This is a genomic window from Providencia sp. UF-183 (genome assembly GCF_058246155.1).
In genome coordinates this window covers 131,226-156,057 of sequence record NZ_JBSICD010000006.1, presented here as the reverse complement: position 1 = coordinate 156,057, position 24,832 = coordinate 131,226, and the positions used below count along the sequence as shown (strand labels likewise).

General features: G+C 40.6%; 21 protein-coding genes. 10 read left to right on the top strand and 11 right to left on the bottom strand.

Annotation, left to right across the window (positions count from 1 at the left end):
- Nucleotides 1-24: 24 nt before the first annotated feature.
- From AC4IFT_RS07680 to potA, 5 genes are all read right to left on the bottom strand, one after another.
- Complete coding sequence (locus tag AC4IFT_RS07680; RefSeq protein WP_490751007.1) at nt 25-1,788, bottom strand: lipase family alpha/beta hydrolase; 1,764 nt, start codon at nt 1,786-1,788, stop codon at nt 25-27.
- Nucleotides 1,789-2,090: 302 nt separating this feature from the next.
- A complete protein-coding gene (gene potD / locus AC4IFT_RS07675; RefSeq protein WP_206083434.1) occupies nt 2,091-3,140 on the bottom strand; it encodes a spermidine/putrescine ABC transporter substrate-binding protein PotD in 1,050 nt (349 codons plus the stop codon).
- A 163-nt stretch (nt 3,141-3,303) separates the two neighbouring features.
- The gene (potC, locus tag AC4IFT_RS07670) at nt 3,304-4,089 is read right to left on the bottom strand and encodes a spermidine/putrescine ABC transporter permease PotC (RefSeq protein WP_219244692.1); all 786 of its coding nucleotides are present in this window, start codon (nt 4,087-4,089) and stop codon (nt 3,304-3,306) included.
- Nucleotides 4,086-4,949 (bottom strand): spermidine/putrescine ABC transporter permease PotB, encoded by an 864-nt coding sequence (gene potB, locus AC4IFT_RS07665; RefSeq protein WP_490734360.1) that lies wholly within the window; start codon nt 4,947-4,949, stop codon nt 4,086-4,088. Before potB ends, potC begins: the two co-directional genes overlap by 4 nt.
- The gene (gene potA / locus AC4IFT_RS07660) at nt 4,936-6,045 is read right to left on the bottom strand and encodes a spermidine/putrescine ABC transporter ATP-binding protein PotA (RefSeq protein WP_490734358.1); all 1,110 of its coding nucleotides are present in this window, start codon (nt 6,043-6,045) and stop codon (nt 4,936-4,938) included. The genes potB and potA overlap by 14 nt, the downstream gene beginning before the upstream one ends.
- A gap of 893 nt (nt 6,046-6,938) precedes the next feature.
- Between potA and AC4IFT_RS07655 the strand changes: the two genes are divergently transcribed.
- Nucleotides 6,939-8,585 carry a fumarate hydratase gene (locus tag AC4IFT_RS07655; RefSeq protein WP_490751006.1) on the top strand — a complete coding sequence of 549 codons (1,647 nt, stop codon included), beginning with the start codon at nt 6,939-6,941 and terminating at the stop codon, nt 8,583-8,585.
- Nucleotides 8,586-8,699: 114 nt separating this feature from the next.
- On the opposite strand, the gene AC4IFT_RS07650 is transcribed toward AC4IFT_RS07655, so the two are convergent.
- From AC4IFT_RS07650 to AC4IFT_RS07625, 6 genes are all read right to left on the bottom strand, one after another.
- Nucleotides 8,700-9,665 carry a fimbrial protein gene (locus tag AC4IFT_RS07650; protein ID WP_490734354.1) on the bottom strand — a complete coding sequence of 322 codons (966 nt, stop codon included), beginning with the start codon at nt 9,663-9,665 and terminating at the stop codon, nt 8,700-8,702.
- 13 nt (nt 9,666-9,678) lie between these two features.
- Complete coding sequence (locus AC4IFT_RS07645; protein WP_490734352.1) at nt 9,679-10,230, bottom strand: fimbrial protein; 552 nt, start codon at nt 10,228-10,230, stop codon at nt 9,679-9,681.
- A gap of 10 nt (nt 10,231-10,240) precedes the next feature.
- The gene (locus AC4IFT_RS07640; protein ID WP_490734350.1) at nt 10,241-10,969 is read right to left on the bottom strand and encodes a fimbrial biogenesis chaperone; all 729 of its coding nucleotides are present in this window, start codon (nt 10,967-10,969) and stop codon (nt 10,241-10,243) included.
- A gap of 10 nt (nt 10,970-10,979) precedes the next feature.
- Nucleotides 10,980-13,475 carry a fimbria/pilus outer membrane usher protein gene (locus tag AC4IFT_RS07635; RefSeq protein ID WP_490751005.1) on the bottom strand — a complete coding sequence of 832 codons (2,496 nt, stop codon included), beginning with the start codon at nt 13,473-13,475 and terminating at the stop codon, nt 10,980-10,982.
- 82 nt (nt 13,476-13,557) lie between these two features.
- Nucleotides 13,558-14,115, bottom strand: a complete 558-nt coding sequence (locus AC4IFT_RS07630) for a fimbrial protein (RefSeq protein WP_490734345.1) — start codon at nt 14,113-14,115, stop codon at nt 13,558-13,560.
- A 204-nt stretch (nt 14,116-14,319) separates the two neighbouring features.
- Nucleotides 14,320-14,556: a helix-turn-helix domain-containing protein gene (locus AC4IFT_RS07625; RefSeq protein ID WP_490734343.1), complete on the bottom strand. Its 237-nt coding sequence runs from the start codon at nt 14,554-14,556 to the stop codon at nt 14,320-14,322.
- 1,291 nt (nt 14,557-15,847) lie between these two features.
- Here AC4IFT_RS07625 and AC4IFT_RS07620 point away from each other — a divergent pair.
- The 9 genes from AC4IFT_RS07620 to AC4IFT_RS07580 all read left to right on the top strand — a co-directional run bounded on the left by AC4IFT_RS07620 (nt 15,848) and on the right by AC4IFT_RS07580 (nt 24,794).
- On the top strand, nt 15,848-16,837 hold the full coding sequence (locus tag AC4IFT_RS07620) for a nitrilase family protein (protein WP_490751004.1): 990 nt from the start codon (nt 15,848-15,850) through the stop codon (nt 16,835-16,837).
- Between the two features lie 88 nt (nt 16,838-16,925).
- Nucleotides 16,926-17,801, top strand: a complete 876-nt coding sequence (locus AC4IFT_RS07615; protein WP_490751003.1) for a LysR family transcriptional regulator — start codon at nt 16,926-16,928, stop codon at nt 17,799-17,801.
- 97 nt (nt 17,802-17,898) lie between these two features.
- Nucleotides 17,899-18,897 carry a 3-oxoacyl-[acyl-carrier-protein] synthase III C-terminal domain-containing protein gene (locus tag AC4IFT_RS07610; RefSeq protein WP_490751002.1) on the top strand — a complete coding sequence of 333 codons (999 nt, stop codon included), beginning with the start codon at nt 17,899-17,901 and terminating at the stop codon, nt 18,895-18,897.
- Nucleotides 18,894-19,895: an NAD-dependent epimerase/dehydratase family protein gene (locus tag AC4IFT_RS07605; RefSeq protein WP_490734335.1), complete on the top strand. Its 1,002-nt coding sequence runs from the start codon at nt 18,894-18,896 to the stop codon at nt 19,893-19,895. The genes AC4IFT_RS07610 and AC4IFT_RS07605 overlap by 4 nt, the downstream gene beginning before the upstream one ends.
- Nucleotides 19,895-20,698 (top strand): MBL fold metallo-hydrolase, encoded by an 804-nt coding sequence (locus AC4IFT_RS07600; protein ID WP_490734333.1) that lies wholly within the window; start codon nt 19,895-19,897, stop codon nt 20,696-20,698. Before AC4IFT_RS07605 ends, AC4IFT_RS07600 begins: the two co-directional genes overlap by 1 nt.
- An 8-nt stretch (nt 20,699-20,706) precedes the next feature.
- A complete protein-coding gene (locus AC4IFT_RS07595; protein ID WP_490751062.1) occupies nt 20,707-21,972 on the top strand; it encodes a F390 synthetase-related protein in 1,266 nt (421 codons plus the stop codon).
- Complete coding sequence (locus AC4IFT_RS07590) at nt 21,969-22,580, top strand: phosphatase PAP2 family protein (RefSeq protein WP_490751001.1); 612 nt, start codon at nt 21,969-21,971, stop codon at nt 22,578-22,580. The genes AC4IFT_RS07595 and AC4IFT_RS07590 overlap by 4 nt, the downstream gene beginning before the upstream one ends.
- Nucleotides 22,577-23,701, top strand: coding sequence for a sterol desaturase family protein (locus tag AC4IFT_RS07585; RefSeq protein ID WP_490751000.1), 1,125 nt, complete (start codon nt 22,577-22,579; stop codon nt 23,699-23,701). The genes AC4IFT_RS07590 and AC4IFT_RS07585 overlap by 4 nt, the downstream gene beginning before the upstream one ends.
- Nucleotides 23,691-24,794: a fatty acid desaturase family protein gene (locus AC4IFT_RS07580; RefSeq protein ID WP_490750999.1), complete on the top strand. Its 1,104-nt coding sequence runs from the start codon at nt 23,691-23,693 to the stop codon at nt 24,792-24,794. The genes AC4IFT_RS07585 and AC4IFT_RS07580 overlap by 11 nt, the downstream gene beginning before the upstream one ends.
- Nucleotides 24,795-24,832 lie beyond the last annotated feature (38 nt).

Below are 24,832 nucleotides of genomic sequence, written 5' to 3'. Positions count from 1 at the left end.
ACAATAAAACTTCGCGTATAACGATTAATCAGCAGCACGAGTATCGACCTCTTGTACCATTTTCACTATTGCTCTTAGGCTAAATCGAATCGCATCCCGATTTCTAATATCAGGGAGGCTATCAACAGCATACGCATTTTGATGGTCGACGTTGGTTGCTAAACTACTTTTGACTGACGGGCTACTGATGATATCAACCAGTGATTCAACAGGGACAGTACCATCTCCCGCACCTTGAGAAGAAACCAATCGAAATTGGGTGTATTGATAAGAACTACTATCCCATAACCCTAAGGTATTATTTACTTCCCTCCCTCCGGAATACACAATTCGTTGGTTATTTTTGGGATTAAAAACTAAAGGGCGCTTAGGACTCACTATCAATGGAACAATTTTTTCCACGTCCCACTGGAGCGTATTATCCGATCCCACTTCGGTACCATAAAAAACGTAAGAATTAGGGTGGTATCGCTTTTTCTCTTGATGATTCATGAAATCTCTAATTTTAGTGTCCATCAATTTAGTATATTTACCCCAATTATTTTCAATAATTGAGGGCTCCTTATCTAAAATATTTGGCTCGTATAAACGCCACCACACATCTTTGCGTAAATAAATCTCGTTAAAGGGGTCGAATGTCCCTGTATTTGTATCAACCATCGAAGGATAGCTTCCCCCGCCTTCAATAGACAGCCATGATGAGTGATATCGAGGGTATGGTAGAAGTTGCAGGGGGGCTGGGGCAGCAGCAAGTACAGACATAAGTTCTTCTGCGGTCGCACCTAAGACTTTCCCTGCCATTCCTTCTTGTGCCGCCCCCACTTTCATGCGTCGATACGCGGCGGGTGACCCTAAATCAGGGATAACACCATGCACCACACCCAAGACTTTATCTTGACACCCTTGAAATGCGCCTTCTGGGGGATTCATCGCATAACGGGCAATCAATCCCCCCATGGAATGGGTCAAAATAATGACTTTTTCAATGGCTAAACCATATCCATGTCTATGCTTATAAGTCTCTAAGACCTCATCTATATATTTCGTAAGATTAGCGGCAGAGATGGCATTATCTTCAAGCCAGTTATAACCAAAAACATGAACCGAAAATAAAAACCGTTCAAAATGTATTAATTCTTGTTCAGTTAATAATGATTCATTGGTTCCGCCAATGGGCTTATTAACAAGTTGTCTTAATACTCCTGTAGACTTATCACCTTTAAATTGAATAGATTTGGTTTTATCTCTTCTCTTGATGTTAAATATATCTTGCTGCCAATCATCAAGCAAAGCCGATTGCAGAACATCCAGAAACGTCCCATAACTTAAAAAAAGCGCTTCTCCCCAGCCTCGTTCTTTTCTCTTAGGTAACATAAATCCATCATCACTAAATACCGCGTTGTCTTTGCGGTAATCAACAAATGATGAGTTATCGCTTTGAATATACTTACCGCGATTATCAACAGCTGTAGAATCAACATTCAGTATTTTTCGCCGTTCTTTTCCGCCTAAAGAAGTTAGATAAAGCGTATCCATTCCCATGTATTTATCCGCTCGCCAAACGGGATCTCCACTTTTTTTATTTTTAAGGTTAGTTCCCATAATCCCAGGAATAAAAATAACGGGAATAACTTTGGTGGGTGGTTTAATACAGTGGGCTTCCGCATTGAGCGATTTATGTTGTGCGGTGACATCATCCCAGATAACTTCGCCATTTTTTGTCCATTTGGGTAAATGGTAGGAGATATTCTGGCATTCCCTCATATCTGGATTATCTTTATTTGACATTATGCTAATCCTTTTTTGTCACACTTAAGGTAAATAACATAATGTAATTTACCTTAAGATTCTGTGCGTTCTTTCTTATTTTTAATTTCTATTACCTTATAAAATTAACATTTTTAGATTTTATATCTAAAAAAACAAAAATAAATTAATATAAAATATATATAAATTAAATAATAATTTATATTGACTGGAAGAGTCATCTAAAAACCAATTGAAATTCACTGACTAGCCAAGTCATAAAACTGCCCATAAAAAAGGGCACTTCAATAAGTGCCCTTTTATCAAAAAAAATCACCAAACCATTAACGGCCGGCTTTTAGCTTTTGGAAATACTCTTCGTACAGAATATTGGTATTCCCAACATCGCTTTGCCACTCGCCTTTTTTCAATACCTCTTCACTTGGGTAAAGGGATGGGTCATTGGCAATCTCCGCGGGTAACATCTTTTTAGCGGCTAAATTGGGTGTTGGATAACCAATGGATTCAGCAACTTGTGCTGCAATTTCAGGGCGTAATAAGAAGTTAATCAGTTTATGAGCACCTTCAACGTTTTTCGCATTTGCAGGGATCGCTAAACTGTCCATCCAGAAGATACCGCCTTCTTTTGGCCACACCACTTCAATCGGTAAGCCCGCTTGCCTTGCAACGAATGCGGAGCCATTCCACAGCATCCCAACATCCACTTCCCCTTCAATAAACGGTGTGGCGGGGTTATCCGAGTTAAAGGCTAAGATATTCGGACGCAGCTTTTGCAGCTCTTGATAGGCTTCTTCTATTTCTTTCGGGTCAGTGGTATTGCCTGAATAACCCAGTTTGTTTAATGCGACTTGGAATACTTCCCGTGCATCATCCATCATCAATAGGCTATTTTTATACTCAGGCTTCCAAAAATCTGCCCATGATGTGACGGAGCTTGGGTCAACGGCTTCACCATTAATACCAATCCCTGTTGCGCCCCAAATATAAGGCACAGAATAGTCATTATTGGGGTCAAATTCTTTGTGAATTAAATTCGGATCGAGGTTTTTAAAGTTGGTTAATTTACTTTGATCAATCTTTTGCAGCATCCCCTCTTTGCTCATTTTGGCAATAAAGTAAGTGGATGGCACCACCAAATCGTAAGCCCCGTCTTTATAGGTCTTCAATTTGGTGTACATACTTTCGTTGGATTCATAGGTGGAGTAAATCACCTTGATGCCCGTTTCTTTGGTAAATTGCTCTAATAAACCGGGGGGAACATATTCTGTCCAGTTATAGAAATACAGTACGTCTTTGTTATCGTCAGCGGCAGTCGCCGTACCAATACTTGCAGCCATTAAGCCTGCCGCCAGTAGATAGGACCATTTTTTCATGACTGAGTTTCCCTCAACAACGTGTTTTTATCCCTGCCTGCACCAAGCCGCAACTTGAATGATTTAGGGGTGATATCTTATAGGCTCAATTGGAGCCCACCCTCTCGCCTTATGGCATTTAAAAAGCACGCTAAAACAGTAATACCGTGCCATCCTATTATTTTTACTGCGCTTTTTTACCGTATTTATCCCGCATTACCCATTGGCTTAAGCAAACAAGCACCAGCGACATAATCAGTAGTACCGTTGCCAACGCATTCACTTCAGGTGAAACGCCAACCTTGACCATTGAGTAGATTTTTAACGGTAAAATTTCATAACTTGGCCCCGTCACAAATGATGACACCACGACATCGTCCATCGACAATGTGAAGCTGAGCAGCCAGCCCGCCACTATCGCAGGTAGCGCTAATGGCAGAATAATTTTACGCAAAATAGTAAATTCACCCGCCCCGAGATCCCGCGCGGCTTCCAACATTTTCACATCAAAGTCTTTTAACCTTGCATATACCGTTACCACCACAAAAGGCAGGCAGAAGGTAATGTGCGAAAACAGCAACGACCAAAAACCCAGTGAAACGCCCAAGATCATAAACAGCACTAATAACGATATTGCCATCACGATATCGGGGGACATCATCACCACAAACAACATCCCGCCCACAAAGGGCTTGCCGCGAAAACGGTAACGAAACAGTGCAACTGCAGTTAATGTGCCAATCACCGTGGCAAATGTGGCGGATAACACCGCCATGGTTAATGAATGCCCCGCCGCTTCTAATAAACTGTCATTATTACTCAGCAGTTCATACCATTTTGTTGAAAACCCTTGCCACTGAATACCAAAACGCGATTCATTGAAGGAGTTAACAATCAAAATGATGATTGGAATATAAAGATACGCATAGACGATGGCCATAAAGCCACCCCGCAAAGTACGCCCGATCATTCTTCATACGCCTTTTTATTCAGAAGCTTAGCCGCTCGGTAATACACATACAGCAACAGCCCCATCATCACGGTGAGGAAAATACTGGTTGCTGCACCAAATGGCCAATCGCGAATATTGAGGAACTGGCTTTTTATCACATTTCCAATTAACAGGTTCTTCGCGCCGCCCATTAAATCGGCGACATAGAATAAGCCCATCGCAGGTAACAGAACCAATAAACACCCAGCAATAATACCCGGCATCGTTAATGGAATAATGATTTTCACAAAGGTCTGAAATTTATTAGCACCAAGGTCTCTGGCCGCTTCTAAATATGACTTATCCAATTTTTCAATACTGGAGTACAGTGGCATTACCATAAAAGGCAATAGGATATAAATCAGCCCAAGCACTACCGCTTCAGGGGTGTACATGAGCCGCATGGGTTTATCGATAATGCCAATCCAAAGCAAAAAATCATTCAAATAGCCTTTGGTACTCAAAAACACTTTCAAGCCATAGATACGGATCAGCGAATTTGTCCAGAATGGTACAATCAATAAAAACAGCATCAATGGCTGAATACGTTTAGGTAACTTCGCCAAAATAAAGGCAAATGGATAGCCGATCACAAGGCAAAAGAAAGTAGCGATCAGCGCCATATTCAGTGAATGCAGCATCACTTCCGCGTACATGGGGTCGGACAAACGAACGTAGTTATCCCATGTGAAGATCAAATCCACTAGGTTGGTATCGCTGCGAGTTAGGAAGCTTGCCCCGATGATCATGATATTTGGCAAGAAAACGAACAAGACCAGCCAAGCGACAATCCCAGTGATGATCACATTTTGCAGGATCTTGTGTTTACGAATGATCATCCAGAACGACCTCCCAGCTTTCCACCCAAGTTACAGCAACTTTTTGATTCAAGGAGTGGTCAACATCGGGGTCGTCTTCGTTAAAGAATTCGCTCACCATGACAATTTTGCCGTCTTCCATCTCAACCACAGAGTCCAAAGTCATGCCTTTGTAGTTACGTTCACGTACGTAACCAATCAGCCCTGGATGATTTTCTGCATCATTCACTTCTTCAACGCGTAAGTCTTCAGGGCGCAAAAGCACATTAAGATGCTGCCCTTCTTTGACGGAGAGCTCAGTGAATATATCGCATTCATGGCCTTCAACATTGGCACGAATACGTTTTTCATCAATGCGATACAATACTTTCGCATCAAAAATATTAATTTCACCGATAAACTGAGCAACAAACAGGTTTTTAGGCTCCTCATAAATTTCACGAGGTGTGCCATCTTGCTCAATTTTCCCTTCACGCATGACGATGATCCTGTCAGACATCGCTAAAGCTTCTTCTTGGTCGTGGGTAACAAAAATAAAGGTAATCCCCAGCTTCCGTTGAAGGGCTTTTAGCTCATTCTGCATTTGCTTACGCAGTTTGTAATCCAGCGCAGACAATGATTCATCCAGTAATAAGACTTTAGGGCGATTCACTACGGCACGAGCGATTGCCACGCGCTGCTGCTGCCCGCCAGAGAGTTGATTAGGCCTTCGCTGCGCAAAATCTTCCAATTGCACCATACGCAGTGCCTGATCAACTCGCTTTTGAATATCAGCGGCTGGCGTTTTTTGCATGCGCAAGCCAAAAGCGACGTTGTCATAGACCGTCATATGAGGAAAAAGAGCATAGCTTTGGAATACGGTATTCACGAAGCGTTGTTCCGCTGGAATATCCGTAATATCTTGACCATCAAGAATAATTTGACCTTCATCGACATCTTCAAGCCCAGCAATAAGACGTAAAACCGTCGTTTTACCGCAACCAGAAGGCCCCAGAATAGTCAAAAACTCACCATTTCGAATGGTTAAGTCAAGTTCAGAAATAATTTGTTTGCCATCAAAACCTTTATTTAAAGATTTTAATTCGACGAGTGGTGTCAGAGAGGTTGTCTCAGTCATTTATAATACACTCTATCCCTAGGAATAATGCAGATAGAACCGCCACCGTTAAAGACTGTATAAGCTTGTCGGAGATGTACTCTTCATCCTTCCCCAGCAAAGCCCAAAACCAGTAGCGCCATTTTTCAAATTTTCAAATTCATTTTTTCAAATTCATTGAGCCCTGCATGATAAACACAGTTTTTATAAATTGAAAGCCATTTTCGACACTTCGTTTGCCTTTCATTATGAATTCACAATAAATAAAACTGTTTTTTGATAAAAATAAGCAACATAGCGATATATATTGTTACTCCACCGTTATCTATAGGTTTCACTTATACATCTAAAAACCAATCTTAAGCTAAATAGCTTGCAATTCATAAAGTTAGCCTGCCTTAGATTAATAATTAACTTTAATCTAAAAATTAATTATTTATTAAATTAAGATATGAAAAATATATCTGACCACTCGCCCATCAAATACCCCTCTGATTAAGATACAATCATCAAAAACTGAATCGTTTAAACTTACTCAAATAGCTTAAAAAGCAATTTATCGTCATGAGATACTTAAAAAGTAAATAGTTCATAATTACAATGGCAAAAATAAAAACATCATTAAATATAATTTTATGTGATTTGCATCTAATTTTTATCGTGAAGTAGTTTTTCTCTCGATAACTTTAACCAACATCATATTATCGATCGCATCCCTTTGAATATAATGGTCAAATTGGTATAATTTCAGCCTAAATTGTTACTTTTCGTGATTTCTTTTGTAGTTTTTGTTTCATTATTACACTTATAAATTTTACTTTGTTCCTTTGTACTGAATTTATTAAAGAATAAGCATAAGCCTACGGGTGATTATTTTTGGATATTCCACTGAAATTAATATGTGAGTGAGCAAAATGGCTAATAAAGAGTTTTTTTATCAAGAACCTTATCCTCTATCTGAGGATAAAACTGAATATACCCACGTTTCTAATAAATATGTTTCTGTCGAGCAATTCGCAGGAAAACCAATTTTAAAAGTTGAACCCGAAGCATTAACACTGCTTGCCGAGCGTGCAATTTATGAATCACAGTTTTTCTTAAGAGCCGCACACCAAAAACAAGTTGCGGCTATCTTGCATGACCCAGAAGCCAGCGAAAATGATAAATACGTGGCACTTCAGTTGTTACGTAATGCTGAAATTTCGGCAAAAGGCATTTTACCAAATTGCCAAGATACCGGAACCGTTGCGGTAGTTGGGAAAAAAGGTCAACAAGTTTGGACAGATTGTGATGACGAAGAGTACCTTTCTCGCGGAATTTATAACGTCTTCCAACACGAAAACCTGCGTTTTTCTCAAAATGCCCCGTTAGATATGTTTAACGAAGTGAATACGGGCACTAACCTACCAGCACAGTTTGATATTTTTGCCACCAAAGGCGATGAATATCATTTCCTGTTCGTCAATAAAGGCGGCGGTTCTGCGAATAAATCCGCGCTTTATCAAGAAACAAAAGCGACGTTAACCCCAGCTAAATTGAAAAATTTCTTAATTGAGAAAATGCGCAATCTGGGAACAACGGCTTGTCCGCCTTATCATATTGCTTTTGTTATTGGTGGAACTTCAGCGGAAACAACGTTGAAAACAGCAAAACTAGCCTCAGCTAAATACTACGATAATTTACCAACTACTGGTAATGAATATGGCCGGGCTTTCCGTGATATCGAGCTAGAAAATGAGTTATTAGAAGCTTCACGTCATCTTGGCTTTGGTGCGCAGTTTGGTGGTAAATATTTTGCTCACGATGTCCGCGTTGTACGCTTACCTCGCCATGGCGCATCTTGCCCTATCGGTTTAGCTATTTCGTGTTCTGCTGACCGTAATATCAAGGCCAAAATCACCAAAGAGGGTTTATGGCTGGAGAAAATGGAGCATAATCCAGCGCAATATATCCCTGAATCTATGCGTACCCAAGCTGAAGGCAAAGTGGTTCATATTGACCTCAACCGCCCGATGAAAGATGTTTTGGCTGAGCTGAGCAAACACCCAGTGTCGACTCGTGTTTCCCTCAGTGGCCCACTGATTATCGCCCGTGATATTGCACACACCAAGCTCAAAGAGCGTTTAGATAACGGCGAAGAATTACCACAATACTTCAAAGACCATATGGTGTATTACGCAGGACCGGCCAAGAAGCCTGAAGATATGGTATCTGGCTCGTTAGGCCCAACAACGGGTAACCGTATGGACCCTTACGTTGATCTGTTCCAATCCCACGGCGGTAGCATGATAATGCTCGCTAAAGGGAACCGTACTCAAGCAGTGACCGACGCGTGTAAAAAACACGGTGGTTTCTATTTAGGGAGCATCGGGGGCTCGGCGGCAATTTTAGCACAAGAGTATGTTAAGAGTTTGAATTGTTTAGAATATCCAGAATTGGGTATGGAAGCGATTTGGAAAATGGAAGTTGAAGGCCTACCTGCCTTTATCCTTGTTGATGACAAAGGAAATAATTTCTTTGAACAAGTTCAGAATACAAACTGCCAAAAGTGTGTAAAATAGACTCGTCGCACTATGCCAACGGAATGCGCTAACCTCGGTTAGCTTGTGTCGTCAATAAGTAGTGTAAGTAAAAGAGCAGGCAATATGCCTGCTCTTTTTTATTCACCAGTTTTATCAATAATAGTTAATTCGAACAATTGTTGAGGCATTAAAACCACCCGTTTTTACTGAGCCTGTTTTCTTCACTGTTGCACTGTAATCACGCGTTACTGATGTACTTCCTTGCGGTAAACTACCGAAAAACTGGAAGTAATTAAACTTCATATTATTACTTTTATCGTCTTTGATCGTCAGGTTCATACCATTTTTTAAATCAATCGCATACTCACCATTTAATGGATCCGTTGTTTCAAAATTGATATTCATTGAGAAATTATCCAAGCAGCCTCTTTTTACAGCTTGAATTTGAAAGTCTTTTTTAAATTCTTTGCCTTGGTTAAGATCTGTGATCATCAATTGACCAAAGTCTATTTGTTGAGATTCAGGGAAAACCTTGATGTCCGCACCGCATTTTAAAAAGCGGATCCCTTGAAGCCCTGAAATAGAGTAACGTAGGTTTTTAGCTCCTGGCGTGGTATTAATCCCCCCGCTCCCATCAAATTGGAAAACGGTAAATTGATTATCGCCCAAATAGTTACCCGAAGGTGGAACCACCCCTGTCACTTTAATGTATAAATTAAACGTCACAGTCACGGTCACATTTTGCTTACCGCTAATCGGGGGCGTGCCTAAATTCACTTTTTGCTGGTTGCGTTCAAGTTGTTCACCTTGATAATTCGCACCAAGTAGCAAGCCGGTCCCTAATTTTTGTGACGTCGGGTTAAAATACATATGAACAACGTCCACCATATTTCCCAATACGTTATCGCAATATACTGTTACGGTCATCGGGTCTGATTGCCAAATAATGGTTCCTGCTGGGGTATCCGCGGGTATAGCAAGTTGCCCAACTGGAACAGGAGGTTTAATCACAACTCCCGTCCCCTTTTCAACGCAATCTAATGCAAAAGTCTTTGGGCTGATAAAAATAAATAAGAATAAAAAGTAGAACCCATACTGCTTAATAAATTTGTGTATCATGGTTTATACACCTTTATATATAGGTAATATTTAAGGTAATTTGCGTTTTAATATTACCCACGGTTAATTCACTTCTTGCACGATAACTTTCCAACATGGAGTAGATCACAATCTGTTGATTATCATCGAAATAAACGGGGTAGTTACGGTACTCACCATTCGGTATCGTATTGCCTTGTTTATCCAATAAGCGAATGCCATAACCATTTAAAATCGTTTTTCCACCAAATAAATTACGATCTGTGCTCGCCGTTGGTTCTGAAATAAACATGATCCTAACGACAGGATCGCGGTCATCACGATCGCGTTTTGGGAAAATACAGTCATCAAATTTCAGTTTGATCTCATGTTTAGGGCTTCTATCCCCGATCTCATTGAAATAATTAAGAGAAATTGGCCCCAATTCAATATTTTGATCAATCGAGGAAAGCGTGATTTTACAAGGCAAAGCTACTACGTTGCCGGTAAAATTGAGATCGCCTCGCATCATGCTACTGTCTGCATATGCATGACTCCCAAGCAGGGATAGCATGAAAAAACCGATTGAAAAGCAACAATTTCTCATCTCTAAAATCCTATTGGTTTTCTTTTGATAGCTGGCATATCGATGCAGCGCACTGATAAGTCAACATTTTCATTCCGCCGTAGTCATCCATATATCCGGCGTAAAGCTGGCTAAAACTGGCACTTGGTACAGAAACACTTTCTTTTGATAATGGCGCTACCATGACACTCTCAAAACCTGGAAAGTTATTCTTATTGTTGTTACTTAAATAACCCAATGTAACGTAGTATTTCGTTGGGTTTTCAATCAATAACTGACCGCCAGAATGCGTAAACTTCAACTCTTTCGCCCACACTTTATCGCTGTTATTTTCAATTTGAGCTGGGCGATAAAACATTTTTAAACGGCTCTGAATCGCAATTTGCACCACATTTTCTTTATCTGAAACAGGGGGTATTTCACGTACATTTAGGTAAAACAACGATTCTCTGTCTTGGGGCAGTGCATCAATCCCTTCAGTTTTAATGATTTTAATTTGATTTTTTGCATTCGGCTCAACACGTTGCATTGGGGGCAGAACGGTAAAAGGTTCTGAAACCTTGTTCCCCTTAGCATCTTCCATCCATGATTGCGCTAAATACGGCATGGTTTTACTTTGGTTATTAATCACTAAGCTAATGGATTTATCTTTGCCCGGAAAAATAATACGGGTGCGGTCAATATTGATTGCTGCAGTGGCAACTTGTATGCCGCCAAAGATTAATGAAAGCCCGAGAGCAACTACATACTTTTTACTCATACATCATTCCTTATTGGCAAGGGATCAAGACTTTACCTTGATTTTTTTCAGTCATATTCGGTAAGTTCAAGCGACATTGATTTGCACCACTTGCCCACTTAACAATGTAGTTTTCATCTGGATCCACCCCAGTCAAATAAACAACACCACTGTCCGCGATAATGCCGACCTCCCTACCGGTATTCACTTCGATGACACTCGTTCCCAGAGGAGGATAATTACCATTACTCAAACGAATTACAGCTAAAATACGTTTTCCTTGGTTCGCTTTTATTTTTTGGTAACCAATTGAACCTTCCGTTAACGTTTTCCCTATAATGTTGTCATTCACATCAACATCATCAGGCAGCGTATTCATATCAATGTACACATCTGAATTTGAAAAACTGTTCAGGCTTGTTGCCACACCAATACCGAAGCGGTTAGTGACAGACTCACCATTATCAATCGAAATACCCGCAACGTTATCGCTATCAATCATGACGCGCGGTTCATTATTTGTGCCGTTGCGGTGAATCGCAGCGCCATATTTAGTGGCTGTCATAGAGCCATACCAGCTACCACCAAATGCACGATAATTATTCACATTTTCCGTTGCATTAACGTTTAATACGCCATACGCAGATGAACGTTGATAGCTACCACTAATATTGGGTTCTGCACGGCCAAGCTCATGCTGATCCCCCCCTACACGCATACTCCAGTAATTGTTTTGCTCATTCGGGCTGTAATAGGCGACGGATTGCCCGAAGTTATGGTCGTTATCTGCATATTGGGCGTCATAGCTTACTGACCCGCCATTTTCTAATGGAATTGAGAATGACAGATAAATTTGGTTGTCATCTGTTTCTTCGTATTTAATTTTATTGAGAGACAATGTCCCTGAGATATTTTTAAGCCGCCCAACACTAAACAATTTACTCAGGCTCATGCCAAAGTTGGTTGTCGACTCGCTGTTCCAAAATTGGTGGTGAGAAGCATTAAAATAAACAGTTAAATCCAATGGGCTGATGTATTGATTAAAAGAGGCGGTATACACGTTCTTATCACGCCTAAAATCAAGAATCCCATTGGCAGCATCAATATATTGCGGCATGGTTAAGAATTCTTTTTCAGAGAATTTATAGCCCGCAAAAGTAACTTGTGAATTCGTGGATTCGAAACGTTTCGAATAATTCAGACGATAACTGTTCCCTGAATAAGAACCAAAATGATCTAAATCTGCATGGGTACGTGTAATATCCAGCGATATTGCCCCAAACACATTCATATTTTGCCCAATTCCCAGGTTGACGGCTTGATAATTATTATTGTCGACAGTGGCAATTAACCCGCCAAAAATGGAGGTATTGCCAAATAACCCATAAGATAATTCACCCGCAATAAACCGTGGTTCGACTTTCTGAGAACGCCCAAACGGGTCCGACTGCCCCATCGTTAATTTATAAAGGAGCTGACCTTGGCGTGTTAAAAATGGCAACGAGGCCGCCGTTACTTGGTAAGTCGTTTTTGAGCCATCTTCTTCCTCGATGGTAACGTCTAACGTACCTTGCACCGCCTCTGTAATATCTTGAATATTAAAGGGACCCGGTGCCACTTTAGCTTGTTTAATCACACGCCCATTTTGGGAAATAATCACCATCGCATTAGTTTTGGCAATCCCTGTCACCTGTGGTGCATAACCACGTAATGAGGGAGGAAGCATGCGATTATCACTAAATAATGATGCCCCAATAAAACGGAAACTATCAAACAAATCTGTTTTTAAATAAGATTCACCAAATAAAACTTTAGCGCCCATTTCAGGTAATGCGCGAAATGCATAAAGCTGAGTCCAATCAAACCGCTCATTTGTTTTTCCTTGAGAACGATTGTATTGATACTGATAATCCGCACGGAAACGCCAAGCCCCTAAGTTCACGCCTGCCGTACCATTACTGCTACCACTGAACGTTTCACTGGTATTTTTAGGAGAGGTGTAATTTAAAAACAGGTTGTAGTCGAGAAATGCGCCTGCAATTCCATTTTCCCATTGGGATGGTGGAACCCAGTACGGATCGTCATATTCTAACCAAGCTTGAGGAATAGAAAATAAGATATTCTGATTCTCTTTATCGAATCGATAGTGAATATCTAATTTTTTAGATAGTTCAACACACTGGTTATTATTATTTTGCAGAAGTTCTTCCTGAACTTTCTTTTTTAATGCAAAAAGCGTGACCATCTCTGGCGTAACACAGAGTGTTGAATTATCTTTACTCTCTTCAATAAATTTAATTAAATGTTGACCCGCTAATTTTCTACCATTCAGTGTAATATCGGTAAGATATTCGCCCGCAGGGATAAAATCAGGATTTGAAAACTGACTTAAATCAATATTATCTCTGTCCTTTGCATCAATAATATTCATATTAAATTCGACTGCATTGGTCATTCCTGAAAAAGAGAATGCCAAAACAATAGAAAATAATATTTTATTCATTTTAAACTGAGGCAATAAAGACATGGTATTCCCTGTCAAAAAGATAAAAAATCAAAATAAAAGGGGAAATAACAGGCAATAACATGCCTGTTATTTAAGGTGTAGATTAGAGGTAATTTAAAGCGTAAGTCGCTTGAGAAATAATGCTACCAGTTTCTACTTTGTTACCATTTGCTTCTACACGTGCACTGAATGCTAATTTATTAGGGCCGTCAGCTAATGGCATTTCAACGCTTGTATCACCAACTTTCATTGTTGCGCCATCAGCATTGATCAAACGAACACCAACACCTTTAGAAGTACCTGTGTTTGCTAACAGTTCTTTTGCAGTTGTATCTGGCGTACCTGTGAAAGTCACTTTAACTTTGCTAACTGCTGGGAAAATAACTGTGTCTGAAGCATCTTTAACTTCACCTAAATCACAGTTTTCTAATTGGATATTATATTGAACGCTTTGGCTAAATTTATTACCCGTTTCTAATACTTTATTAGCAACTTGGCCGAGGTCAACGTTAATTGTACCATCACCTGGAAGTGTGCAAGGTGCATTGATAACTTTACCAGTAAAGTTGATAACACCACTACCTTGGTCTACAGGTGCTGCATGTGCAATACCAAATGAAGACGCGATAATTGTAGCTAATGCAATTTTAGTTAATTTCATTTATATTTTCCTATAAAAAGACGACAGATGTACCAATCACTTAATAATTAATATAATTATTAAGTTGATATTTTTTGCTGATAATGTAATAAAAACAGCCATTCTATTATTTAAAATAAATAGCTATTTAATTTTTTATTTCATTTATTATATTAATGAATTGATTTTTACATTGGTAATTAGATTATTCTTAATAGTTTTATTTTAAATATTTTCTTTACTTAAGAATACATCATCAATAAAAAAGCAAACCATTTCTGTTTCTAGTGCATTAGCTAGAACATGTAAATTTTCGATATTAATATTGCACTCGCCTCTTTCATAACGAGAGATCTGTTGCTGACTCACTCCAACAAGATTCGCGAGTTCAATACCTGAAAGCCCTAAATGCTTTCTTCTTTTCCTTATTTCTCTACCTACGATACGATTTACATTTATCATCAACTATAGCCCAAAAAAAACGTAAAATGTTAAACGGCTAAACTATATAACAGATCAAAAACCTTTAGCATATCAAAATTTATCTTTCCGAATGAAAATTAAAATATAGCTAATCAATGAAAACACGAAATTTGAGTTAATTATAATTTTCAAGATATAAAAGTAAAACTGTTTCTAACGATCAATAAAATAGATTAAAGTCAACCAAACCTATCAAAATTAAAGCAATTCAGTTTTAATTAGTTAATAACTCAAAACCATCAAATTAAATTGTAATTTAAATTATTATCGACAGCATGAAATAATAACTAACTGTTTGATTCATTTTAAATAAACCTATATTACCACTATTGATGGTAATATAGATAAATGGCAATCTATTTATATTTAACGCAATTAGCTTCCAATTATTTATTATCTATTATTGAGGTATTGATTAATAAGCATTTTTACAAAAAATATGCGTAAATTAATTTTTTATTTACATTATTTTATTATATACCAAAAAAACCACTTAGAATGGTTTTTTCGTTTTTAAGAGTTACTCATAAGGTAGGTATAAGAATTTTTATTAACACATTAAACGAGTGCGATATATATGAAATTGATATCAGAACCAGCAAACTAACTTAAAATGTGTAAAAATAGCATATTATCGTCTTTTTAGATGGCAATGTTAACGATATCATTAAATAGGCAACTTATATCAAAATTAGTCACGCAGAGAAATTAATATATCCCTTAAATAACATACAGTTGTATTTGTTACTAAATGTAACGATTGCATAAATATTATTAATGAAATTAAGAAAAAAATAATTCTTAACAAAAATAAAACACAATAATTATGTAAAGATAATACAAATCACGTGTAAAATAGTTACTTATACTTACGTTTAGACCAATTTGCAGGTAAAAACACTCCCCTCAATAGAACATAAGACTCACCTGTCCCTTTCAGTTTAGCGGAGATTTAAGTATTCAATCGCGCAAATACAACGTTCTTTTTCGGCCTATTATGCTATTTTGAGGTTTTTTAGTTAAAAAATTAAGTATTAATCAATAGGTTACTTTTTTCACCTTTCGATTATATAAGAAGATTTCACCTATTAAGAGGTTTTTTTTCGAAGAATATAATGCATCTCAACTTTTTTTTTATCTGAAATCATCAATTGCAGTCCATTTTTTCTCTGAAACACACTTTGATAACCAATGGTTATTGAAAAGAAAAATAACTCATTATTTTTTATCTAAGCAACATGTTCTTATTTCTCCTAACTAAGGAGATATGATGAAAACACAACCATTACTTCGTGTTGCCACAGTACAATTCCAACATAAGGCGGGAGATAAAAATAATAACCTAGCCTGCATCCACAACTTCATTACCAAAGCTGCGCAGCAGAATGTAAAAATACTCGTCTTACCCGAAATGTGTATTACGGGATATTGGCATGTCCCTAAACTCCCTGCAGAAGAAGTCTATCAGCTCAGCGAAACCTTACACGATAGCCCCTCATTAACACCTATTCGCCAACGTGCCACTGAATTAGACATGATTATCGGGGTTGGGTTAATCGAAAAAGGGTTAGATGGTAAATGCTATAATACTTGGGTGGCTTGCATGCCTGATGGGCAGTTACATGCTCATAGAAAGCTGCACGCTTTTGAACACCCAGTCATTCACAGTGGCGATAGTTACACTGTATTTGATACTTCTTGGGGTGTAAAAGTCGGCATATTGATTTGTTGGGATAATAATTTAATTGAGAATCCACGAGCTACCGCATTGCTTGGTGCAGATATCATTCTTGCTCCCCATCAAACTGGCGGAACAAACTCCAGTAGCCCATATGGTATGAAACGAATACCTCTAAATTTATGGGAAAACAGGCAACGAGATCCTCAAGCGTTAATTGATGCTTTTCAAGGGGAAAATGGTCGTAACTGGTTATTACGTTGGCTACCATCTCGAGCTCATGATAACGGTGTTTTTTATGTGTTTAGTAATGGTGTTGGTCGAGATGATGATGAGATTCGAACCGGAAATGCCATGATAATTGACCCTTATGGTCGAGTTATACAAGAAACAGCTGCAATTGAAGATGATATCATCGTCGCTGATTTAGACCTTAGCTTGCTCCCTGATTCCAATGGGCGACGCTGGCTAAGGGGGCGGCGCCCTGAACTCTACCAGATACTAAACACCGCTCTGGGTTACGAAACAGATATTCATCAGGTTCGTTTCGCATCTCAATCAACCCCTTTTATCAAAAAATAGATTAGACGCCAGTGAAATAGTGAATGCTATAGTGATTTATTCATTGTATAGATACTATAGCGTTTATCATTTTATGTAAGAGGTAAACATGGATACTCGACTTTTACGTGCCTTTATCGCCCTTGCAAAAACGAAAAACTACCGAGAAGCCTCAATCCATTTATGCATTAGTCAGCCTGCCTTGACTAAGCAAATTAAGCTGTTAGAAAATCAATTAGATTTAAGGTTATTTGAACGAGGACGCCATGGTGCAGAGCTCACGGAGCAAGGCCTAGCCTTATTACCGAGTGCAAAACACGTTTTAAATGATGTGGAGGAGTTACTAAACCAAGCCTCATCGCTCAATGAAAAGCCCCCTCAGGTTCTAAATGTCGGCTTTGGTATTTCGACTTTTCAAGAAGCCTCTCTATTTGTTGCCCACTTACGCGAGAAACTCCCAAATGTTTCCATTGTGTTGGACGACATGCCCTCACATTCGATGCGAGAAAAGCTAAAAGAACATAAACTTGATATCGCTTTTGCCCGTCATGACAGCCAATCTACAACCGAAAATCTGTTTAGCCTGCCTTTAAAAAATGAGGTACTCGCTCTCGCGATTTCGAATGACTATCCAAAAAATCATTCCATTCAGGATTATTTAACGCAATATCCACTACTCATGTTACGTGCAGAACGTGGCCTTGGTCTTTATCAACAAATTCAACATTACCTACAATCAGAAGACTTACATATCACGCCCTTACAAGAAGCAAGGGATATTCAGACACTCATTGCGCTGGTTGCCGCAAAAGTCGGTGTAAGTCTGGTCCCTTACAGCGCAAAATATATTTCGCAAGAGGGTGTCCACTTTATACCTCTCCACCACAGCGAGGCCGCAAAGTGGCAAATAGATGTCGTTTGGCATACTTCATTACCGAAGGCATGGCAAAGTACTTTTCGCAATTTGATTCATAAAAAACCATGAATCACTAGTTATAAGAATAACTCCGTAATTCCTATATATTAAATAAATGAACTCTGATATTTATTGTTGTTATCTTGGTTAGATAGGCACTTTATATATGTCCGGCAACAGGTCAATTGCTCCACTTAAAATCATCGCTTCTGGCGTTGCTTTGCCTGAAAATAAAATTTACTCCTCAATGCTCGATGAAAAACTCAATAAAACAAAAGGCTTTGTGGAGAAACATTCAGGTATCGAATATCGCTATCATGCAAACCATACTGACTCACAGGCGCAACTTGCGGCGCAAGCCATTGAAAATGCATTACAGCAAAATGGGTTGTTACCACAAAGTATTGATATGCTAATTAACGCCTCTGCGATCTCTGTTCAAGCATTGCCTTGTTCTGCGGCTCATGTCCTTGAACAATCAAATTTAAATGATGGCATTGCTTGTTTTGATATCAATTCAAGTTGCATTAGCTTTATTACAGCGCTGCAAGTGGCTGCGGGTATGCTAGCGACCAGTCAATACCAGCGCATTGCCATTGTTTCTGCGGATATCGCTTCTCGCGGGATTGACTGGCAGGATAAAGAATCATCCCTCATTTTTGGTGATGGCGCAGCATGTGTGATCGTTGAAAAAGGCGATGGTACCAGTGGTATTCTCTCCTACACTCACACTACGCATGTCGAGGGAATTGATTTTTGCGAAATTCGTGCAGGCGGAACACGGAGAAACCCGCGCTCGGGAATGACAGAAGATGATTTTCTGTTCCACATGCAAGGTAAAAAACTTTTCCGCATGGCGTCTGCCCTAATTGAAGAATTTATGCAGCGCGTCTTCACCGAGTCAAACTTACAACTCGAACAAATTGATACAGTCGTGCCTCACCAAGCCAGCCATCTATCATTAGAACATATGCGCCAACGTGTTGGGGTCACGCCAGACCAGCTCATTGATATTTATCGCCACCGCGGTAACCAAGTTGCGGCCTCGATTCCATCGGCTCTGCACGAAGCGATTATCACAGGCCGTTTTTATGAAAAACAAAATGTGATGCTGATTGGCACTGCCGCAGGGTTAGCCCTGTGCGCTATGGTGTTAGTACCATGAGGGTTCTCGTCACAGGCGCCACGAGTGGCCTTGGCAGAAACGCGAGTGAGTACTTACTGGGGAGAGGTTGTGACGTCGTCGCTTGTGGCCGAAATCCGCAAGCGGGAGAGCAACTAATCAACTTGGGTGCTGAATTTATCCCTTGTGAACTGGCGGAACTTTCTTTGCAACAGGCCAAAGAGATGATGGCTGGCTGTGATGCTATTTGGCACTGTGCCGCACTCTCTTCGCCATGGGGCAAACGCCAAGACTTTGAAAATATTAACCTTCATGCGACGCGGATATTGGCCACCGCGGCTGGGGAGCTAGGAATCACGCGCTTTATCCATATTTCGACCCCTGCCATTTATTTTAATTTCAGTCATCAACGTGATATTGCAGAAACCACCCAAAACACTCGTTTCGCCAACCAATATGCGAAAACAAAATATTTGGCAGAAACTGCGATTCAACAATGTGTTAAGCAATACCCCAACACGCGCTATACCCTGTTACGACCGCGCGGATTATTTGGCCCCCATGACCGAGTGTTACTCCCAAGGTTACTGGCGCAAATTAAATCTCGTCATGGTAAGTTAGTACTTCCTAACGGGGGAAATAACCATTTTGACTTAACCTATGTGGGGAATGTGGTTCACAGTATGCAGCTTGCTACCCATAAAGAAGGGCTACTAAGTGGTGCCGTATATAATATTACCAACCAGCAACCACAAGCACTGAAAAACACGTTGCAACAGCTCTTCCATGAGCTTCAACTCGAGTGTGAAATTCGTTCCGCGCCTTACCCGCTATTATATGGCATTGCTATGTTGCTAGAGGGCATTGGGCATCTCACAGGGAAAGAGCCTCTTCTCACCCGTTATAGCCTTGGTGCCGCTTATTTCACTATGACCCTTGATAACCAAAAAGCCCAACAAGAATTAGGTTATTACCCGTTATATTCCATGGAACAAGGAATTCATTTAACCGCTAACTGGCTAAAACAGCAGGAGAATTGATGCTAACCATTCACCAATATGAAGTCGGGTATTGCACGCATCCTGGCTGTGTCGCCCTTAAAGGTGCCAGTTTTAAATCCTGCAAATTCCCTGCTCGAGCATGGTTAATCGAAGATGAACAGCAACGCTGGTTATTTGATACGGGGTATGCCACCCATTTTTATGACCATACACGCAAAGGCATCATGCGGTTATACCGCACGGTAACCCCCGTTTATTTCGACAGCAAAGATGCGCTCATCAACCAACTCGCAAACGACGGCCTTAAACCCAAAGACATTCATGGTGTGATTTTATCCCATTTCCACGGTGACCATATCGCAGGGCTGCGGGACTTCCCTGAGATGCCAATTATTTGTTCCGGTGATGGTTGGGCCAAAACACGCCCGTTAACAGGTTTTGCTGCCCTCAAAAATGCCTTTGTTAGCGGCTTATTACCCGATGATTTTGAACAACGCACCGTATTTTATGAAGGTTTTGAACGTGTTGCCCTACCCAGCGAATTACAAATACTGGGTGAAGGTTATGCTGTGAATAAGTCAAAAAGCTTATTGATCGTACCGCTACCCGGCCATGCGGCAGGCCATATTGGCCTGTGCGTATTAACGGATGCGGGATGGGTACTACTTGCAGGGGATGCAGCATGGTCACCCACCAATTACCGTGAATTACGTGGCCCGATGGCTATCGCTAATATCATCATGGATGACAAACAAGCCTATTATGAAACGCTGAATAAATTGCATGAAATTGATAAGCAAAACATTGTTATTCAGCTTTGCCATGAGGGTGATTTACAGTGATTTTGTCGATGCTCTGGCACTATTGGCGAGCACGCCGTTTGTCATTCAAAAATCGTGCAGATTTAGAGGATTACCAACAAAATCGCTTGGCTCAATTCAAACGCAAAACGCTGGCAAAAAGCCCTTATTTTCGTGCCTATATCGACCGCCCCCTACATGAATTCCCCATCATGAATAAACCCATCATGATGGAAAATTTTGACCAAATGAACACCGCTGGCTTATCAAGCCAAACACTTCTCGAATGTGCACAAAAAAGTGAGCAATCCCGAGATTTTGCGCCGAAAGTGGGCCGTTATAGCGTTGGGTTGTCCTCTGGCACATCGGGGCGGCGCGGCGTATTTGTGGTGAGTCCACAGGAGCAAAATATTTGGTCTGGCAGTATGTTAGCGAAAATGCTCCCCAATGGTTTATTCCACGGTGAGCGGGTAGCCCTCTTTCTTCGCGCCAACAATAATTTATATGAAAGCGTGAATAACCGCTGGATATCCTTACGGTTTTACGACCTTTTTGCCGATTTTCAACAGCAATTAGCCGCCCTTGAAGCCTATCAGCCCTCGATTATTGTCGCGCCTGCGCAAGTGTTGTGTGCCATTGCCGATGCCATTATCCACCAGCAAATCCAGCTAACCACCCATAAAGTGATTTCAGTGGCGGAAGTCCTTGAACAACAGGACAAAGAGAAGCTTAAGCGCTGTTTTTCACAAGTGGGTGAAGTATACCAAGCCACAGAAGGCTTTTTAGGTTGTACCTGCTCACACGGCACGTTGCACTTAAATGAGTCATTCCTGCATATTGAACCAAATTGGCTAGATGAAACGCGATTTTCACCGATAATCACCGATTTTACTCGCCAAACACAACCCATTGTGCGTTATCAACTTGATGATGTGTTAGTGATCAAGCAAGCTCCCTGCCCTTGTGGCTCCCCAGAGCTTGCCATTGAACGTATTGAAGGCCGCTGTGATGATTTACTTCAACTTCCTGATCAACAAGGTAATATAATCACCATTTTTGCCGACCCTTGTGCAAGAGTCATTGTGAATCATTTGCCCCTCACCGCTGATTTTCGGCTTACCCAACAAGGTCATCACCTGTGCTTACAAGCCGAGTGCAGCGAAGAAGAACTTGCTCATTGTCATCAACAACTTGAAAGCTACTTAGCCAATCAACAAGTGGATATTCAACAGTTACATTGGGAATTATTAGCCGAACCCATTGAGCAATCACTTTCCATCAAAAAACGCCGAATTACCCGCAAGGAACCCCAATGAAAAGCAACGTCTTATTCATTCGCTTAATCTATTGTTTGATTGGCTGGGGAACTGTTGGCATTGTGTACAACTACACGGGGCAAATTGTTGAGAATGCCAATTTTTTAACCCCAAGCGCCATTGATAACGCCGTGCAATTTTCCCCGAATGCGGTGTGGTTTTATCTGTCGTTCTTTTTATTTATCCCACTCGGCTATTTTTGCAGCCCGATTGAGCGCGCCCGCTTATTAATGTTCGCCATGCAATTATGCGCATTGGTTTCAGGCGCAGTTTATTTGCTGTACCCCACCACAATGCTGTATCACGAATATGATTTAACGACATTTTCTGGTCATGCATTATCTGCATTAATCGATATCGACAGCCCACAAAATTTATTACCTTCTCTACATGTCTCATTGACTCTTGTAGTGCTGAATGCATTATGGTCAGTAAAATATAAATTCCGCACACTGTTTTATTGTTTATGGGCCACCGCCATTTGTGTGTCCGTATTGGTGCTAAAACGCCACTTATTTATTGATGTTGTCACTGGAGCAGTAACGGCTTGTTGCGCACTGTGGGTTGTCCACGCCGCAAAATACCGCTTAGAGAGAAAACGCTCATGAATGAATTAACCTTTCCCATTATTTTTATGTTAGCGATCGTTGTCGCAGAAGGCTTAGTGATCGCCAAAACACAAAAGGGCACAGTAAGCTGGCAAGAATTGGTTTTTAACCTGAACTCTGGCCATATTATGTTGTGGTTATTTAGAGGGTTAGAGATTTTTTGCTATGGGTTTGTGGTCACTCACTACTCGTTCAATCTTGTCGAAAGCTGGCCAACAGCGTTAGTCTGGATTTTTACCATTTTAGCATGGGACTTTGGCTTCTACTGGCTGCATCGATTGCACCACACCTACCGAGTATTGTGGGCGGTGCATGTTGTTCACCATCAAGGGGAACATTATAACCTGTCATTAGGGGTGCGAAATTCTTGGTATTCATCCCTCACATCAATCCCTTTCTTTATGTTATTGGCGTTAATGGGGATCCCGCTAGAGGTTTTTCTCACCGTCTCCATTTTGCACTATACCATCCAGTTTTTTAACCACAGTGCTCTGATCCCGCGTTTAGGCTGGCTAGAAAAATTTATGGTAACGCCACAGCACCACCGTGTTCACCATGTGAAAGAAGGGCACTATTCCAATCGTAACTTTGCGGGAAGCTTTATTTTTTGGGATAAACTGTTCGGCACGTTTGCCAAACTCCCTGAAACTGAACATCATTTTGGTATTAAAGGGACACCAGCTTCTGAAAACCCGTTTATTGACAGCAACTTACCTTTCTGGCGGATTATAAAACGCGCTAGTCAGCCAGCGCAAAAACCGACACCGCTATTTCGCGTCAACCAAGTAGCCCTGGTAATAGGCACGCTTCTCTTATTTACGCTGGTTATCGGTTATGTCTACCTTTATGGCTATGGCTACCAAGGTACGACACTGCAACAGGTGGTTTTATTTGTGCTGTTAGCCTTAGGAACCGTGGCATTATCGGGGATTTCTGATGGGCGAAAATCAGGGCTAATGAGCTGGTTTTTTATCGCCTGCTTATTGCTGATTTGCGTGGTATTTATTTGGCAATGGACGACACCATTCTGGGTCATTTTTACCAGCGCATTATGGCTACATAGCTTATTGATGCTAATTGGGATTGGCCGAAAACCAATAGCGGTGGCGAATGTCGCTTAAGCCACTTAGGCCTCTCAGTTACCAGCACCGCCATGATCAAGACTTCCAAAAAGCCTTGAACAAGGCGGCTAAACAATATTTGCATGATAATGCCGATCACCGATTTGCTGACGGATGTTTTTATGCCAAAAGCGCCGTATTGGTATTATGTTGTTTAGGCAGCTATTTTGCGGCATTGTTTCTCAATGCATCGTGGGCCTTTTTTGTTTTTTATCCCAGTTTTATCTGCTTCGCCTTATTATTGGCGATTAATTTAGTGCACGACGCCTCGCACAATGCAATTTTTAAACACGCCAAAGCCAATTACTGGCTCAACTTTTGGGTCACCATCCCCCTTGGCTTAGACCCTGAATGTTGGCGCGTGCGGCATATTATTTTTCACCATGCTCACACCAATATTCGCCATTATGACTTGGATATTGAAGAGAATTTTGTCTTACGCCAAACCCCTTACCAGCGCTGGTATCCTTTTATGCGAGCCCAGCACCTGTATTGGCCATTGATTGCAGCAATGACATTCCCTGCACTTATTTGGTTTTTTGATTGGATGGATAGGTTCCATTTTACCCGCGTAGCCCCCCATATGCGTCATCAAGGGCAACAAGGTATATTGGCGTTTATCATGGCAAAACTGTTGCATTTGGTGATAGCCATTGTGATCCCCGCTATGGTTTTGCACGATATCAGCCTTGGCATGCTGCTCTTGACCTACATACTCAGCCAAATGTTTGCATCATTAATATTTGTTGTATTGATACTTGGTACCCATTGGGCAAAAGCCACTTTTTATACCCCACCCAAAGAAGGCAACATGCCCCATGGCTTTTATACCCACACATTTTCAACCACTTATGACTGGCAAACGACACCACGTTGGTTAACCTATTGGCTTGGTGGGCTAAACCTTCACCTGACTCACCACTTATTTCCCAACTGGAATCATCGTCATTACCCTGCTCTGGCTAAAATTATTGAGCAAACCGCGAAACAATTTTCGATGGATTACCACTGCATTAGTGCCAAAGAGTTGTTTGTCTATCAACAACGTTTTTTAAAAGAGATGGGATCAGGCAAACAGGCAGATGAGCATTGAGTTTTCGTTTTGAAAACCCAATGCGTCAAGAAGAGCTG